15 protein-coding genes and 1 tRNA gene are annotated in these 15,903 nt (G+C 72.3%); 12 read left to right on the top strand and 4 right to left on the bottom strand.

What is annotated here, in order from left to right:
* The first annotated feature begins 70 nt into the window (after positions 1–70).
* The 10 genes from KME80_RS14005 to KME80_RS13960 all read left to right on the top strand — a co-directional run bounded on the left by KME80_RS14005 (position 71) and on the right by KME80_RS13960 (position 6,623).
* On the top strand, positions 71–400 hold the full coding sequence (locus KME80_RS14005) for a PadR family transcriptional regulator (RefSeq protein WP_219505061.1): 330 nt from the start codon (positions 71–73) through the stop codon (positions 398–400).
* Positions 393–1,301 carry a serine/threonine-protein kinase gene (locus KME80_RS14000; protein ID WP_219505058.1) on the top strand — a complete coding sequence of 303 codons (909 nt, stop codon included), beginning with the start codon at positions 393–395 and terminating at the stop codon, positions 1,299–1,301. Before KME80_RS14005 ends, KME80_RS14000 begins: the two co-directional genes overlap by 8 nt.
* An 18-nt stretch (positions 1,302–1,319) precedes the next feature.
* A complete protein-coding gene (locus KME80_RS13995) occupies positions 1,320–2,114 on the top strand; it encodes a uracil-DNA glycosylase (protein ID WP_219505057.1) in 795 nt (264 codons plus the stop codon).
* 91 nt (positions 2,115–2,205) lie between these two features.
* The gene (locus KME80_RS13990) at positions 2,206–3,522 is read left to right on the top strand and encodes an NAD(P)/FAD-dependent oxidoreductase (RefSeq protein WP_219505055.1); all 1,317 of its coding nucleotides are present in this window, start codon (positions 2,206–2,208) and stop codon (positions 3,520–3,522) included.
* A 78-nt stretch (positions 3,523–3,600) separates the two neighbouring features.
* Positions 3,601–4,113: a glycine cleavage system transcriptional repressor gene (locus KME80_RS13985; protein ID WP_219505053.1), complete on the top strand. Its 513-nt coding sequence runs from the start codon at positions 3,601–3,603 to the stop codon at positions 4,111–4,113.
* Positions 4,110–4,634 (top strand): peptide deformylase, encoded by a 525-nt coding sequence (locus KME80_RS13980; RefSeq protein WP_219505052.1) that lies wholly within the window; start codon positions 4,110–4,112, stop codon positions 4,632–4,634. Before KME80_RS13985 ends, KME80_RS13980 begins: the two co-directional genes overlap by 4 nt.
* A gap of 49 nt (positions 4,635–4,683) precedes the next feature.
* A tRNA-Leu gene (locus KME80_RS13975) sits at positions 4,684–4,756 on the top strand.
* A gap of 168 nt (positions 4,757–4,924) precedes the next feature.
* Complete coding sequence (locus KME80_RS13970) at positions 4,925–5,713, top strand: Bax inhibitor-1/YccA family protein (protein ID WP_219505050.1); 789 nt, start codon at positions 4,925–4,927, stop codon at positions 5,711–5,713.
* 164 nt (positions 5,714–5,877) lie between these two features.
* Positions 5,878–6,111, top strand: a complete 234-nt coding sequence (locus tag KME80_RS13965; protein WP_101788372.1) for a DUF4287 domain-containing protein — start codon at positions 5,878–5,880, stop codon at positions 6,109–6,111.
* A 101-nt stretch (positions 6,112–6,212) separates the two neighbouring features.
* Positions 6,213–6,623, top strand: coding sequence for a PPOX class F420-dependent oxidoreductase (locus tag KME80_RS13960; protein ID WP_219505048.1), 411 nt, complete (start codon positions 6,213–6,215; stop codon positions 6,621–6,623).
* Positions 6,624–6,675: 52 nt separating this feature from the next.
* On the opposite strand, the gene KME80_RS13955 is transcribed toward KME80_RS13960, so the two are convergent.
* The 3 genes from KME80_RS13955 to KME80_RS13945 form a co-directional block, all read right to left on the bottom strand.
* Positions 6,676–7,893, bottom strand: coding sequence for an acetyl-CoA C-acetyltransferase (locus KME80_RS13955; protein ID WP_219505047.1), 1,218 nt, complete (start codon positions 7,891–7,893; stop codon positions 6,676–6,678).
* A gap of 147 nt (positions 7,894–8,040) precedes the next feature.
* Positions 8,041–9,381 (bottom strand): outer membrane protein assembly factor BamB family protein, encoded by a 1,341-nt coding sequence (locus tag KME80_RS13950; RefSeq protein WP_308125753.1) that lies wholly within the window; start codon positions 9,379–9,381, stop codon positions 8,041–8,043.
* Positions 9,382–9,441: 60 nt separating this feature from the next.
* Positions 9,442–10,425 carry an SGNH/GDSL hydrolase family protein gene (locus KME80_RS13945; protein WP_308125752.1) on the bottom strand — a complete coding sequence of 328 codons (984 nt, stop codon included), beginning with the start codon at positions 10,423–10,425 and terminating at the stop codon, positions 9,442–9,444.
* Between the two features lie 124 nt (positions 10,426–10,549).
* On the opposite strand from KME80_RS13945, the gene KME80_RS13940 reads away from it, so the two are divergent.
* On the top strand, positions 10,550–11,920 hold the full coding sequence (locus KME80_RS13940) for a cystathionine beta-synthase (RefSeq protein ID WP_219505045.1): 1,371 nt from the start codon (positions 10,550–10,552) through the stop codon (positions 11,918–11,920).
* On the opposite strand, the gene KME80_RS13935 is transcribed toward KME80_RS13940, so the two are convergent.
* Complete coding sequence (locus tag KME80_RS13935) at positions 11,917–12,774, bottom strand: NAD(P)-dependent oxidoreductase (RefSeq protein WP_219505044.1); 858 nt, start codon at positions 12,772–12,774, stop codon at positions 11,917–11,919. The two genes, KME80_RS13940 and KME80_RS13935, sit on opposite strands and share 4 nt — an antisense overlap.
* A 62-nt stretch (positions 12,775–12,836) precedes the next feature.
* Between KME80_RS13935 and KME80_RS13930 the strand changes: the two genes are divergently transcribed.
* Positions 12,837–15,902: an AfsR/SARP family transcriptional regulator gene (locus KME80_RS13930; RefSeq protein WP_308125751.1), complete on the top strand. Its 3,066-nt coding sequence runs from the start codon at positions 12,837–12,839 to the stop codon at positions 15,900–15,902.
* The last annotated feature ends 1 nt before the right edge of the window (position 15,903 follow it).

The following is a 15,903-nucleotide window of genomic DNA, read 5'->3' as shown; positions in this document are numbered from 1 at the left end:
CCGGGTGGCGCCTGGCGCCGCCCGGTTTTCCTTTTGCCGCTATTACGCTTTGCACAGTAGTGTGCATGGCGTGGATAGCAGCCAGTTGCTCAAGGGCGTGCTCGACCTGGCCGTCCTGGCGGTGCTCGACGACCGCGACGGCTATGGCTACGACGTCGTCCGCCGCCTCAGGGAGGCCGGGCTCACCGAGGTCGGCGACGCGTCCGTCTACGGCACGCTGCGCCGCCTGTTCAAGGCGGGCGCGCTGACCTCGTACGTGGTCGCCTCCGACGAGGGGCCGCACCGCAAGTACTACGGGCTCAACGACGCCGGACGCCGGCAGCTCGCCTCGTCGGCGGCGACCTGGACCTCGTTCGCCGCCACCATGGACTCCCTGTTGAAGGAGGGGCCGCATGACTGATCACGATGCTTACGCGCGGGCCGTGCGCGAGGCTCTGGCACGCCATCCCGAGCGCGAGGAGCTGCTGGAGGACCTGGACGACCATCTGGCGGAGATCGCCGCCGAGTCGGACGCGTCGCTGGAGGACCGGCTCGGCCCGCCCGACGCCTACGCCGAGGAGCTCCGGGCCGCCTACGCGGGCCGCCCCGAGGCCGTCAGCGGCCGCAGGAGGCCGCGTGAGATGGCCGCAGGGTTCGTGGCCCGGGTGCGGCGGCACAGCCTCTACGGGGGCGCCACGGGCTTCCTGCGGGAGCTGCGGCCGGGCTGGTGGGTGCTGCGGGGCTACGCGCTGGGCATGGCGGCGCTGGCGCTCAATCCGGGCCCGGCGGCCGAGGGTCCCGGACTCGTGCCGGGCGGCGCCGTCGAGATCCTGGTGGTCGCCGTGGCCGTGGCGGCGTCGGTGTGGTTGGGGCGGCGCCGCGGGGGATGGCCGGCCCTCTCGCTGGCCGTCGCCGCCAACGCGGCGGCCGCGGTGGCGCTGCTGGCGGGGATGCTGGCGGGCGCCGCACCCGTCCCGGAGCAGGCGTTCTCCCCGACGCCGCAGTCGGTGCGGCCCGATGTCGTGCTGGTCGGCTCGGGATCGCCGTTCGCCGCCGCCGTCACCAACATCCGGCTCTACAAGGACGGCAAGGCGCTCGTGGGCGTGGACGTCTACGACCAGGACGGCAGGCCGCTCGTGCTGTCGCCGGAGGAGCACGGCCTGGAGATCGACCCGGCGTGCGGTGACGTGATCCGCAACCGCTACCCGCTGCCCCTGGTGACCGCCGAGGAGGCCGAGGCCAGGCGGTTGCGCGAGCTGGAGGGCGGCAAGTCCGACGTGGTGCCCGCGCCGTCGGCCTGCGCGACGTCCGAGCCGCGCTGATCGGGCACCATCGGTGTCATGAGCTACGTACCTCCCGGCACCGGCTGGCCCGACGACCCCGCGACCCCCGCCACGCCCGTGGCCGCCGGTCCCTCGGACGTGCGCGCGCTGGCGGACTCCAGCCGCGACCTGGCCGACCTCACCGCCCGGCAGTCGGTCTGCCGGGCCTGCCCGCGCCTGGTGGCCTGGCGCGAGGAGGTGGCCGACGTCAAGCGGCGGGCGTTCGCGGACGAGACCTACTGGGGGCGGCCCATCGCCGGGTGGGGCGAGGAGCACCCGCGGATCCTGCTCGTCGGCCTGGCTCCGGCCGCGCACGGCGGCAACAGGACCGGCCGGATCTTCACCGGCGACCGCAGCGGCGACTGGCTGTTCGCCTCGCTGCACCGCACCGGGCTGGCGGTGCAGGCGACGAGCACGTACGCCGGTGACGGGCAGAAGCTGGTCGGGACGCGGATGCTGGCGTCGGTGCGGTGCGCGCCGCCCGCGAACAAGCCGCTGCCCGAGGAGAAGGCCACCTGCTTCCCGTGGATGGCCCGTGAGATCGCGATGGTGGCCGGCAGCGTGCGGGTGGTCGTCGCGCTCGGCGGCTACGCCTGGCAGGCGATGTGGCCGGCCCTGCGGGAGGCGGGCTACGCGCTGCCGCGCAGCAGGCCGCCGTTCGGGCACGGCGCCGAGGTCGAGGTCACGTACGGGAGCGCGCCCGTGACGCTGCTGGGCTGCTACCACCCGAGCCAGCAGAACACGTTCACCGGCAGGGTGACGGCCGACATGCTCGACGGGATCTTCGCGCGGGCGGTCGAGCTCTCGGTGTGACGCGTTGCACCATCCCCGCGTTGGCCTTCGCGGATAAGCGTGGCGTAAGCTTGTGAATGCTTTCACAAGCTATCCATCGAGGGATGGGGCCATGAACAAGCACATCTTGATCGTCGGCGGCGGTTACGTCGGTCTCTACACGGCACTGCGTCTGCAGCGCAAGCTCTCCCGGGAGCTGCGCGCCGGCGAGGTGCGCATCACGATCATCGACCCCCAGTCCTACATGACCTACCAGCCGTTCCTGCCGGAGGCGGCGGCGGGCAACCTGTCGCCCCGGCACATGGTCGCCCCGCTGCGGCGGGTGCTGCCCAAGGTGAGCATCCTCAACGGCCGGGTGACCAAGGTCGACCACGCGGCCCGCACGGTCACCTTCCAGCCCGCCGAGGGCGCGCCGCGTGAGGTCGCCTACGACGTCATCGTCATGGCCGCGGGCTCGATCTCGCGCACGCTGCCCATCCCCGGGCTCACCGACATCGGCATCGGCTTCAAGACCGTGGGCGAGGCCATCGCGCTGCGCAACCGGGTGCTGCACCTGCTCGACGTGGCCGAGTCGACCGAGGACCCGGAGGTGCGCCGCAGGGCGCTGACGTTCGTGGTGGTCGGGGCGGGCTTCGCCGGCGTCGAGGCGCTGGCCGAGCTGGAGGACATGGCCAAGCACTCGACCCGCTACTACCGCAACATCAAGCCTTCGGACATCCGCTGGGTGCTCGTCGAGGCCACCAACAGGGTGCTGCCCGAGGTGGGGCCGGAGATGGGCAAGTGGACGCTGGAGCAGCTCCGCGAGCGCGGCATCGACGTCAAGCTGGACACCCGGCTCGAATCGTGCGTCGGCGGTCACGTGGTGCTCAGCGACGGCTCGGAGTTCGAGGCCGAGACGCTGGTGTGGACCGCGGGCGTCAAGCCCAGCCCGGTCGTCGCCGACAGCGACCTGCCGCTCGACGAGCGCGGCCGGCTGAAGACCACGACCAAGCTCACGCTCGCCGGCACCCGCGACGCGTTCGCCGCCGGTGACGCGGCCGGCGTGCCCGACGTGACCAACCCCGGCCAGTACTGCGCGCCCAACGCCCAGCATGCCGTCCGTCAGGCGAAGGTGCTCGGCGACAACATCGTCCGCCACCTTCGCGGGCAGGAACTGGTCGATTACCGCCACAAGTACGTCGGATCGGTCGCCGGTCTCGGCCTGCACCAGGGTGTCGCGAACGTCTACGGCGTCAAGCTTCGCGGATTCCCTGCGTGGTTCATGCACCGCACCTACCATCTGTCGCGGGTGCCTACGCTGAACCGCAAGGTCCGTGTCGTCGTCGACTGGACCCTGGCCCTGTTCTTCAAGCGCGAGACGATCTCGCTGGGTGAGATGGAGCACCCGCGCGAGGGGTTCAGGGCAGCCGTCGCCACCATGCGACGCTAGCCCAGGCACGGCAGCGCCCCGGCGGTCCCGCCGGGGCGTTTCGGCACCCGCTGACGGAACTAGAAAGGGGTGCCGCCGGTGGGGCTATCAGCGGTGACCGTGCTCGGCGTCGACAGGCCAGGCGTGATCGCCGAGGTCACCGGCGCTCTCGCCGACTGCGGGGCGAACATCCACGACTCGACGATGACGCTGCTCGGCGGCCACGTCGCGATGATGCTGCTCGTCTCCGGCGACCTCAGCTCCGACGACCTGCTGGAGAGGCTGTGCGTGCCCGACGCGGTGGTGACCGCCTCCGCCGTCGAGGCCAGGCGCTACTTCCGCGCCCACACCAACGGCATCGGCTACGTGCTCACCGTGCACGGCCCCGACCGGCCGGGGATCATCTCGGCGATCAGCGCCGTGCTGGCCGCCGACGGCGGCAACATCACCGGCATGAGCACCCGCCTGTCCGGCCGCCTGTACGTGCTCATCGCCGACGTCGAGCTGCCGGAGAAGGTGGACGTGGCCGCGCTCATGCGCAGGCTGGCCAACGTCGGCGCGGGCCTCGACTCGGAGATCACCTTCCGTCCCGTCGAACCGGACCTGCTGTGAAAGTACGGCCGGGGACCGCCCGTACGCTCCTCGGCGCCCCGCACCCGCTGCTGTCGTCGCCCGCCGAACAGGTCGACCCCACCGCTCCCGAGGTCGTCGCCGCCGCGGCCGACCTTCTCGCCACGCTGCGTCACGAGCCCGCCAGGACCGGCCTGGCGGCTCCCCAGATCGGGCTGAGCTGGCGGCTGATCGCCTTCGACGCCGGTCGCCACCCTCGGAGCCGTTCGTCGGCCGGGGAGCTCGTCATCGTCAACCCTCGCCTCACGGGGGCGTCCCACTGGGACCGCGGCCGCGAGGGCTGCGCCTCCATAGCGGGCCTTTTAGGAGATGTACGGCGAGCGTCGCGTATCACCGTACATGGGCGTTTGCCAGGAACCGGGAAGCCCGTCACCATCGAAGCGGATGCATTCGAAGCTCGGTGTATTCAGCACCAACTGGACCATCTGGACGGCGTACTCTTCCTGGACAGAGTGTCTGGAGCCCTATCACTTCACCGCAGACTTCACACTTGTGACGCCTGATGCGAAGTTGTGCTCCTCGGAAGCATGGTCCGTTTCGTATGATTGCGGCGCCCCCGTAGCCCAATGGCAGAGGCAAACCCCTTAAAAGGGTTGACGTGCGGGTTCGAATCCCGCCGGGGGCACCGGCTTCTACCATGGGAAATGCTTCTTTTTCGGCTGCGGCGGCCTGGGAACTTCCGCGGCGCGGCGTTCGTTGACCTCCCGGCTGAAGTCTCGAAACTACATAGATCCGAGCGCGAGTTGACCTAGGTGCCGTCCGGTCCCATAGGCTCGGCGCACAGGAGGCAGCGATGGAGAGCAAGAACCCCGTATTCAGCAGATCGCGGCAGCAGACCGGCTGGGGAGGCCAGGCGCCGACCCCTGACCAGCTGCAGCACATGTACGACGCTCCGTCGTACACCCCGCCGGCGCCCCCGGCCTTCCGCACGATGACGATCGACGACGTCGTGGTCCGCGGCTTCATGACGCTGGGCGCGCTCGTCGTGGCGGCCGGCGCGGCGTGGTATCTCAACGTGTCCATGGGCGTGGCCATCGGCGCGGCCATCGTCGCGCTGGTGCTCGGCCTCATCGCCTCGTTCAAGCAGAGCACCAACCCGGCGCTGATCCTCGGCTACGCCGTCTTCGAAGGCGTCTTCCTCGGCGCGCTCAGCCGGGTCTTCGAGGGCGCGATCAGCGGCATCGTGGTGCAGGCGGTCCTGGGCACCGCGATGGCGTTCGCCGGCATGCTGGCCGTCTACACGCTGCGCATCGTCCGCGTCACCCCCAAGATGGTCAAGTTCGTGATCGCCGCCGCGATCGCCGCGCTCGGCCTGGTGCTGGTCAACCTCCTGGCCGGCTTCTTCGTCGAGGGCGGGCTCGGGCTGCGCGAGGCCGGCCCGCTCGGCTACGTGTTCAGCGCCGCGATGATCCTGCTCGGCTGCTTCTTCCTGCTCCTCGACTTCGACGCCATCGAGCAGGGCGTCAAGCAGGGCGCCCCGGAGAAGTTCGCCTGGCAGTGCGCCTTCGGGCTCACGCTGAGCCTGGTCTGGATCTACCTGGAGGTGCTCCGGTTCCTGTCCTACTTCACCAGTAGCGACTGACCCCCGGACCGTCACGGAAAGGGCCCCGCCGGTGACCGGCGGGGCCCTTTCGCTGCGCGACCGGAAATCTACCCGCCGTGACAAGATCCTCCGGGCTTGGGGCCTTGCCATATCTCTGCCTGTGTTGCAGTGTCAACAAAAGGCCTTAATCCGTGGAGGTGCCCATGTCCTTGAACCACTCACCGGAGACGCAGACCAAGCTCATCGCCAGAGTCCCTGCCATCACGGGACGCGAACTCCCCGAGTGGTTCCAAGCCATCGACAACGGCCCGTCGTTCCTGAGATGTGACGAGCGGGCCAACTGGCTCGCCGACGAGCACGGGCTGACCCACGGCTACGCCGCCGCGATCGTGCACGAACACGAGCGGCACCGCCGTAACCGCATGGGCTTCATCTAAGCCCTCGTCGTCGACCCGCGCCCGTGCCCCGCACGGGCGCGGACCCATGACACGGCCCCGCGTGCTGGCACCCACGGAAGCCGGCGCGCGATCATGGCCGCATGGACCTCGACAGAGCACGTGACTTCCTGACCCGCAACCACCGGGCCATCCTCCTGACCACGCACGCCGACGGCCGCCCGCAGATGTCGCCGGTGGTCGTGGGGGTCGACGACGCCGGGCGCGTCGTCGTGAGCACGAGGGAGGCCGCCGCCAAGACGCGCAACGCCCGCCGCGACCCCAGGGTCGCCGTCTGCGCCTTCACCGACGGCTTCTTCGGCGAATGGGTGCAGGTCGAAGGCGCCGCCGAGATCGTCTCGCTGCCGGAGGCCATGGACGACCTGGTCGCCTACTACCGGGGGATCTCGGGCGAGCATCCCGACTGGGACGATTACCGCGAGGCGATGAGGCGCGAGCGCCGCGTCGTCATGCGCATCACCCTGGACCGGGCCGGCCCCGACGTCCACCGCTGACCGTCCCGTACCGGAGATCCGGCGGGCGCCGCGAGGACGCCCGCCGGACGGGTCAGCTCAGGCGCTCCAGGATCATCGCCATGCCCTGGCCGCCGCCGACGCACATCGTCTCCAGGCCGATGCTCTTGTCGTGGTGCTGGAGGCTGTTGATCAGCGTGGAGGTGATGCGGGCGCCCGTCATGCCGAACGGGTGCCCGACGGCGATCGCGCCGCCGTTGACGTTGAGGCGGTCCAGGTCGATGCCCAGGTCCTGGTAGGACGGGATCACCTGGGCGGCGAACGCCTCGTTGATCTCGACCAGGTCGACGTCCTCGATCGCCATGCCGGCGCGTGCCAGCGCCTGCTTGCTCGCCTCCACCGGGCCGAGCCCCATGATCTCCGGCGACAGGCCCGTGACGCCCGTCGACACGATCCGGGCCAGCGGCGTGATGCCCAGCTCGGCCGCCTTCACGTCGCTCATCACCACGACCGCCGCCGCGCCGTCGTTGAGCGCGCAGCAGTTGCCCGCCGTGACCGTGCCGTCGGGGCGGAAGACCGGCTGCAGCGCCGCGACCTTCTCGTACGTGGTGCCGGCACGCGGGCCGTCGTCCTTGCTCACCACGGTGCCGTCGGGCAGCGTCACCGGCGTGATGTCCTTCTGCCAGAAGCCGTCGGCCAGCGCCTTCTCGGCCAGGTTCTGCGACCGCACGCCGAACTCGTCCTGCTCCTTGCGGCTGATCCCCTTGAGCTGGGCCAGGTTCTCCGCCGTCTGGCCCATCGCCACGTAGATGTCGGGGACCGTCCCGTCCTCGCGCGGGTCGTGCCAGGTGCGGCCGCCCTCGGCGAACGCCTTCGTCCTGGCCCGCGCCTCGCCGAACAGCGGGTTCATCGTGTCGGGCCAGGCGTCGGAGTTGCCCTTGGCGAACCGCGACACCGTCTCCACGCCGGCCGAGATGAACACGTCGCCCTCGCCGGCCTTGATCGCGTGGAACGCCATCCGCGTCGTCTGGAGCGACGAGGAGCAGTAGCGGGTGACCGTGGTGCCCGGCACGCCGTCCAGGCCGAGCAGCACCGCCACGACGCGGGCCATGTTGAAGCCCTGCTCGCCGCCGGGCAGGCCGCAGCCGAGCATGATGTCGTCGATCGTCCCCGGGTCGAGCTGGGGCACCTTGGCGAGCGCGGCCTTGATCATCTGGACGGTCAGGTCGTCGGGGCGGATCTCCTTGAGCGACCCCTTGCCGGCCCGTCCGATGGGCGAGCGGGCGGTTGCGACGATGACTGCCTCGGGCATGGCCCCTCCTTTGTCAGCACAGTGACTAGAACTATATTCCAATACCTCCGAGTCATCACGCCCGCCCGCCGGTTTCGGGGGGCGAATCATCACGCCCCGCCCTCCGGTTCTTCGGGGAGCGGGGCGTCAAGGGGTCGGGCGGGAAGGTCAGCCGTACATGCCGGGGGCGGTGGCGGTGCGGTCGTTGGTGGCGTGGACGTGGCCCTTCTCGTCGCGCCAGAGCCGCCAGCCGTCCTGGCTGCCGGTGTACCAGGCGGGCGGGGTCGCCGCGCCGCGCACGCGCTTGCCGGTGGCCAGGTCGTACTCGCACAGCGCGGCCGTGGAGTAGAAGCCCGGGGCCTGGCCGCGCAGCGGGAGGGGCTTGGGGTCGGTGACGCAGAAGGACCAGCCGCGCTGGTCGTCGACGGGGACGGACTTGCCGGTGACGAGGTCGAAGGCGGACCCCTTGTGGCCGTGCTTGAGGAAGCCGAGCTTCTCCATCCGGCTGGGGAAGGCCAGCCACCAGCCGGAGCCGGGCACGTCGGAGGCGGTGATCTGGCCGACGACGCGGCCGGTCTCGGAGTCGAGCCGGGCGAAGCCGCCGTAGGCGCCCTGCTGGTCGACGGGCCGGACGACGGGGGCGAAGCCGGGGCTGCCCGAGGGGTAGACGCGCACGACGGAGGGCCGCATCCAGTTGATCGTGCCGTCGCCGATCTTGATGGAGAACAGCCCGAACGCCGAGACCTTCTTCGTCTTGGGGTTGGTGTAGGGGGCGACGTAGCCGATCAGGTTGTCGCCGGTCGAGCCGAACGCCCAGCCGCCGGACATGTCGATGCCGGGGCCGAGCGCCTGCTCGATCGGCTGCTGCCACTGGAGCTTGCCGGTCTTGAGGTCGTACGACTCGATCATGGGGTTGGCGGCGAGCCGGAGCATGAGGACCCGGCTCGCGTCGGACCATTCGACCTCGGCGATGCCGGGCAGCTTCCACATGAGCTTGCCGGTGGCGGGGTCGAGGACGACGACGCGGGCCTTGGACAGGGCGGTGTGCTCCGACAGGCAGAGGTAGGGGCCGCAGCGCTGGGGGCCGAAGGTGGAGTGGATGGGCCGGGTCCACAGCTGCTTGCCGGTGCGGGCGTCGCGGGTGATGAGGGTGGCGTTCCAGCGGCCCTTCTTGGCGGGGTCGAGTGCGGCGATGACGGCGCCCTTGCCGGTGTCGACGAGGGCGGGGGGCGAGACGCCCATGCCGGGCAGGCGGCCCGCCATGGTGGCGGGGTGGGCCCAGAGTTTCCTGCCGCTGGCCTGGTCGAGGGTGACGGTCTCCAGCGTGCCGTCGGGCTTCATGGCGGTGGTGGTGACCACCCCGCCGGCGGCGGCCATCCGGCTGACGGCGTTGATCTCGTTGTTGTGCCAGGTCGGGAAGCTGGCTGTGGCTGCATCGCTGTTGGAACAGCCGGCCAGGGCCAGGGTTCCGGCGAGGGCGAGAGCCGGTTTCGCGAGAGGCCGGAGCACGGGCAATTCACTCCAAAGGTGGACGACGAGTGACGGCCCCGGCTCGGAGGGTGACCGGGTTCAGGCGTCGTTCAGCCCCTCCCCGAGGCGACGGCGGAACAGGTTGGCCCACTTGCCGTGGGTGCCGCTGGCCCGCCCGTCGACCCGGGTCGCGGAAACCTCGGTGCCGGGCTCCTCCGCGGCCGTGGCCGCCGCAAGGTAGATCGGTTGCAGTCCTTCGCCGCGCGCGGGCCGAGGCTCGGGCCACAGTCCTAGCGCGGCGCATACAGAAGGTAGCACCGCGTAAGCGGCCTGGGCGTAACCTCGGTCAGATGGATGGAAACGATCCGGTCCGAACATTTCGCCCGGATTTGCGTGGAATTCCTCGCCGAGGAGGTCGGCGAACGCCACCGTACGGCCGCCCGCGTCGACCACGCCGACCGTCTGGGCGGCGGCGATCTGGCGGCTCCACCGCCGCGCCACCCAGCGCAGCGGCTGCGCGATGGGCCGGACCGTGCCCAGGTCGGGGCAGGTGCCGACGACCACCTCGGCCCCGGCCTCACGCAGCCGCCTGACGGCCTTGGTCAGGTGGCGCACGGCGGTGGCGGGCGAGGTCTGGGTGATGACGTCGTTGGCGCCCACGAAGATCACGGCCACGTCGGGGCGGAGTTCGAGCGCGGCGTCCACCTGCTCGGCCAGCTCGGCCGAGGCCGCGCCCGACTTGCCGACGACGCGCAACCGTACCGGACGCTCGGCGACGGCGGCGAGGCCGCACGCGATCAGCACCCCGGGGGTCTTGCCCGGATCGGTGAGGCCCAGGCCGACAGAGGTGGAGTCGCCCAGCATGGCCAGCTTGAGCGGCTCGCCGGGGAAGTCGCCGTAGTCGCCGTCGGAGAACGGGCCGTCCATGCCGTGCGGGCGCCCGATCGTCTTGCGGGCCAGCATGCCCTCCGCGATCAGCAGGCCGTAGGCGGTCGCGCCGAGCGCCGTCAGGCCTCCTCCCCCCAGCGCGGCGGCTGTCGCGATCCTGCGCGCCGCACGCGCCATGCCCGCTGGCCAGACCACGTGTGTCCTCCCAACCGAACTCGGCGGTAGCGTTTGCATGAAACTAGCCGAGGGCCTGCCAACCGTACGGGATCTCGGCCCCGGACCAGCTGACCAAGCTTCGGTAAAGAAGGTGAACACCTCGGTGCGCGTTTATGATTCCCTGGTCGAGCTGATGGGCAACACTCCGCTCGTCCGGCTGCACAAGGTCTCGGCGGGGTTGCCGGCCCAGGTGCTCGCCAAGGTCGAATATTTCAACCCCGGCGGATCGGTCAAGGACCGGATCGCGGTCCGCATGATCGAGGCCGCCGAGGCGTCCGGCGAGCTGCGCCCCGGCGGCGTGATCGTCGAGCCGACCTCGGGCAACACCGGCGTCGGCCTGGCCATCGTGGCCCAGCAGAAGGGCTACCGGTGCCTGTTCGTGGTGCCGGACAAGGTCGCCGGTGACAAGATCTCCGTCTTGCGGGCCTACGGCGCGGAGGTCGTCGTGTGCCCGACCGCGGTCTCGCCCGACCACCCGGAGTCCTACTACTCGGTCTCCGACCGGCTGGCCCGCGAGATCCCCAACGCCTGGAAGCCCGACCAGTACTCCAACGTCAACAACCCCGAGTCCCACTACCACTCCACCGGCCCCGAGCTGTGGGAGCAGACCGACGGCGGCATCACGCACTTCGTCGCGGGCATCGGCACCGGCGGCACGATCAGCGGCACCGGCCGTTACCTCAAGGAGGTGTCCGACGGCCGCGTCCGGATCATCGGCGCCGACCCCGAGGGCTCCGTCTACTCGGGCGGCTCCGGCAGGCCGTACCTGGTCGAGGGGGTCGGCGAGGACATCTGGCCGGCCACCTACGACACGGATATCTGCGACGAGATCATCGCGGTGTCCGACCGCGACTCCTTCAACATGACCCGCAGGCTCGCCCGCGAGGAGGGGCTGCTCGTCGGCGGCTCGTGCGGGATGGCCGTGGTCGCGGCGCTCCAGGTGGCGGCCAAGGCCGGGCCCGACGACACCGTCGTGGTGCTGTTGCCCGACGGCGGGCGCGGCTACCTGTCGAAGATCTTCAACGACGACTGGATGGCCGACTACGGCTTCCTGACCACCGCCTCGGAGGAGGGCCGGGTCGGCGACGTGCTCGCCCGCAAGGGGCCGGGGCTGCCGGAGTTCGTGCACGCCCACCCGCACGAGTCCGTCGGCACCGCCATCTCGATCATGCGCGAATACTCGGTGTCGCAGCTCCCGGTCATGAAGGAGGAGCCGCCCGTCATGGCGGCCGAGGTGGTCGGCTCCATCGTCGAGCGCGACCTGCTGGAGGCCCTCTACCACGGCAAGCTCTCCTCCGACGACCTGATCTCGCAGCACATGTCGTCGCCACTGCCCATGATCGGCAGCGGCGAACCCGTGTCCCGCGCGGTCGAGGTGCTGGAGAAGGCCGACGCCGCCGTGGTGCTGGAGGACGGCAAGCCCGCCGGGCTGCTCACCCGGCAGGACCTGCTCGCGTTCCTGGCCGGCCGTTAGGGCTTCATGATCGACTTGATCACGGTGCCCAGGCCCTCATGGCCGCGCCCCTCGGCGTCGGCGCGCTGGAACAGCCGGCGCAGGGCCTGCGGCACCGTGGTCTCCAGCCCTGCATCCTCCAGCGCCGCCACGGCGTGGCCGAGCCCCTCGGCCTGCATGTGCAGGCTGTTCAGCTCGCCCGGGTAGACGCCGGCCTCGAACTCCTCGGCCAGGATCTTCGCGAAGCCCATCGGCCCGTCGGAGCCCAGGCCGGTGAACGTCTCCCGGGCGAACGGCACGAACTCCGACGGCGCCACCCCGGCCGTGCGCAGCAGCGCCATCGCGTGCATGTAGCTCGTCAGCGACGACCAGAAGACCAGCAGCTGCGCCTGGTAGTACATCATCGCCAGGCCCTGGTCGTGGCCCACGTACGTGACCTCAGACAGCGCCTCCAGCGTGCTCGCGTGCCGGTCGAGGATCGGCTTGGGGCCGCTGTAGAAGGCGTACGCGCCGGGCTTGCCGATGCCGGGCGGCGGCACCATGATCCCGCCCGTCACCAGCGTGCCGCCCCGCCCGGCCACCCACTCGGCCGCCTCCCGCAACGCCTGCGGCGTGTCCGAGGAGAGATTGACCACCACCTTCCCGTCCAGCCTGGCGTCGCCGAAGCTGTCGTACATCGCCTGATAGCTGATCTGGCTCACCACCAGCAGCTCGCCCGTCACCGGCGAGTCCGCCCACTTGGCCCCCCGGGCCACCAGCGGGTCCGCCTTGCTCGCCGTACGGTTCCACACCGTCACGTCATGGCCCGCGGCCAGGAACGTCTCGGCCATCGTCGCGCCCATCGGCCCGAGGCCGATCATCGTCACTTCACTCATGGGTTCACCCTGACCGCAGGCGCTTCGGAATTCCTTCCGGTCCGCTACGGGTTGGCACTGACGTGGTGCGATTCGGGGTGCTCGGCCCGCTGGCCGTGTGGGACGACGACGGCGGTACGGTGCGCGTGCCCGAGGCCAAGGTCCGGGCGCTGCTCGCCGACCTGCTCGTCCACGGCGGCGCGCCCGTGCCGGTGGACCGGCTCGTCGACGACCTGTGGGGCGAACGGCCGCCGCGCAACCCCGCCGGCACCCTCCAGGCCCGGGTCTCCCAGCTCCGCCGCGCGCTCGGCGACCCCCGGCTCGTCGTGCACGGGCCCGCCGGCTACCGGCTCGCCGCCGCCGACGTCGACGCCGACCGCTTCCGCGAGCTGTGCCTGCGGCAGGCCGCCGGGGCCGAGGAGCGCGCCGCGCAGCTCGACGAGGCGCTGAGCCTGTGGCGGGGGGCCGCGTACGCCGACTTCGCCGACGACGGGTTCGCCCAGGCGGAGATCGCCCGCCTGGAGGAGCTGCGCCTCACGGCGCTGGAGGAGCAGGCGGAGGTACGGCTCGCGCTCGGGGCACGCGTCGACCTGGGCGGGCTCGTCGCCGCGCACCCGTTGCGCGAACGGCTCGTCGCCGCCCACATGCGCAGCCTCTACCGGGGCGGGCGGCAGGGCGAGGCGCTGGCCGCGTTCACCGCGCTGCGCGAACGCCTGGCCGACGAGCTCGGCGTGGACCCCTCACCCGCTCTCTCGGCCCTCTACCAGGCCGTCCTCCGCCAGGACCCCGCCCTCCCCTCCGAAGCCGACGGCACGGCCCGCACGGCCCCGCCCACGGGACGCGGGCCGGCCGCGCGCGAACCGGGCCCCGCCGCCGGACCGCCCGGGCGGGGGAACCTGCCCGCTCCGGTGGGGGACCTGATCGGGCGGGACGCGGAGGTGGCCGAGGTCGCCGGGCTGCTGGCCGCCCACCGGCTGGTGACGCTGACCGGGCCCGGCGGGGTGGGGAAGACGCGCCTCGCCCTGGAGACCGCCCGGGGCGTACGGCCGCCGACGGCCGGGGAGGCATGGCTGGTGGAGCTGGCCGGGGCCGCCGACGTGGGCGAGGCGCTGGCCGCCACGCTGGGCGTGCGCGACGACGGCGCGGCCGGGCTGGTGGAACGGCTGGCCGGGGCGCTGGCGGGCAAGGACGCCCTGCTGGTGGCGGACAACTGCGAGCACCTGGTCGAGCAGGCCGCCGAGGTGGTGTCCGCGCTGCTGCGGGCCGCGCCTGGGCTGCGCGTGCTGGCCACGGCCCAGGAGCCGCTCGGCGTCACCGGCGAGGTCGTCCGCGTCGTACAGCCGCTCACCGAGGCGGCGGCGGTGCGGCTGTTCACGGCGCGGGCCGGGATCGAGGCCGGGCCCGCCGTCGCCACGATCTGCCGGCGGCTCGACGGCATCCCGCTCGCCCTGGAGCTGGCCGCCACGCGGGTGCGGGCGCTCGGCGTGGAGGAGGTGGCCCACCGGCTGGACGACCGGTTCCGGGTGCTGACCGCCGGCATGCGCGACGCGCCCGCCCGGCAGCGGACCCTGCGGGCGACCCTCGACTGGAGCTGGGAGCTGCTGCCCGAGCACGAGCGGATCGTGCTGCGCCGGCTGGCCGCGCACGCCGACGGGTGCACGCTGGAGGCGGCCGAGGAGGTGTGCGCGGAGCCGGGCGTGGACGTGCTCGACGCGCTCGCCCGGCTGGTCGACCGGTCGCTCGTCACGCCGGGGCCGCGCTACGGGCTGCTGGAGTCCGTGGCCGCCTACTGCGCCGAGCGGCTGCGGGAGGCCGGGGAGCAGGAGACGATCCGCGAGCGGCACGCGCGCTACTACACGGCTCTCGCCGAACGGGCCGAGCTGCGCGGGAGCCGCCAGCGCGAATGGCTGGACCGGCTCGACCGGGAGGCGGCCAACTTCCGGCTCGCGCTCGCCGGGCCGCGGCCGTTGCGGCTGGTCAACGCGCTGGCCTGGTACTGGTTCCTGCGCGGCAGGCTCGGCGAGGCACGCAGGTCCATCGCCGCCGCGCTGGCCGCCACGCCGCCCGGCGCCGGGCCGGAGCAGGAACGGGAGGCGGCCGTGGCGTCCGTGTGGCTGGCCGGGATGACGCTGGCCATCGGGGAGTCGGCGCCCGCCATCCGCCGCGACGGGCTCGACCGGGCGGGGCGGGCGCTGGCCGACTGGCTCCCGGCACAGGTGCGCTGGGCGTACGGCGACCAGCGGGCGCACGAGGAGGCCGTGGAGCGGGCGCTGCGCGCGTTCGAGGAGCTCGGCGACCGCTGGGGCGTCGCGGCGGCGCTCCAGCTACGGGCCAAGCTCGCGGCCGTGCGCTCCGACCTGGACGCGATGCGGCGCGACGGCGAGCGCAGCCTGGCGATCTTCCGCGAGCTGGGCGACGGGTGGGGGCGCATCGAGGCCATGGACGCGCTCGACCGGCTGGCCGAGATGCGCGGCGACTACGCCGAGGCCGCCCGGCTGCGGGAGGAGGCGCTGGAGCTGGCCGAGGAGCTCGGGTTCGAGGTGGCGTTCCGGCTGTCGGCGGTGGGCCGGGTGGCGCTGCTGGAGGGCGACTACGCGCGGGCCGACGACTACCACGAGCGGGCCCGCAGGCTGGCCGTGGAGCAGTCGTACAAGTCGGCCGAGGAGCACGCCGTGCTCGGGCTGGCCATGAGCGCCCGGCGGCGCGGACGCCACGCGGAGGCCGAGGCGCTGCTGCTGCCCTGGCTCGGCTGGCTGGAGGAGGTGCGCGGGACGCCGGGGATCGCGTTCGTGCTGGCGGAGCTGGGGTTCGCCGCCGAGCAGCGCGGCGACGCGGAGACGGCGGCGGCCCGGCAGCGGGCGGGCCACGCGGCGGCGCGGGCGTCGGGCGACCCGCGGGCGGTCGCGCTGGCGCTCGAAGGGCTGGCCGGGGCCGAGGCCCTGGCGGGCGACGCCGTACGGGCCGCCGAGCTGCTCGGCGAGGCCGCGGCCCTCAGGCGGTCGGTCGGCACGCCGCTGGCCGCGGGGGAGCGCTTCGACGTCGACCGCATCACCGCCACGGCCCGGGCCGCCCTGGGCGATGACCGCTTCCGCCACGCACACGCCGCCGGAGCCACCCGCGCCCCGCGTGCTGAGCCAGGCAGGGCGTGAG

The organism is Nonomuraea ceibae (genome assembly GCF_019396325.1).
In the GTDB taxonomy this organism is placed as follows: domain Bacteria; phylum Actinomycetota; class Actinomycetes; order Streptosporangiales; family Streptosporangiaceae; genus Nonomuraea; species Nonomuraea ceibae.
This window is presented reverse-complemented; position numbering and strand designations above follow the sequence as displayed.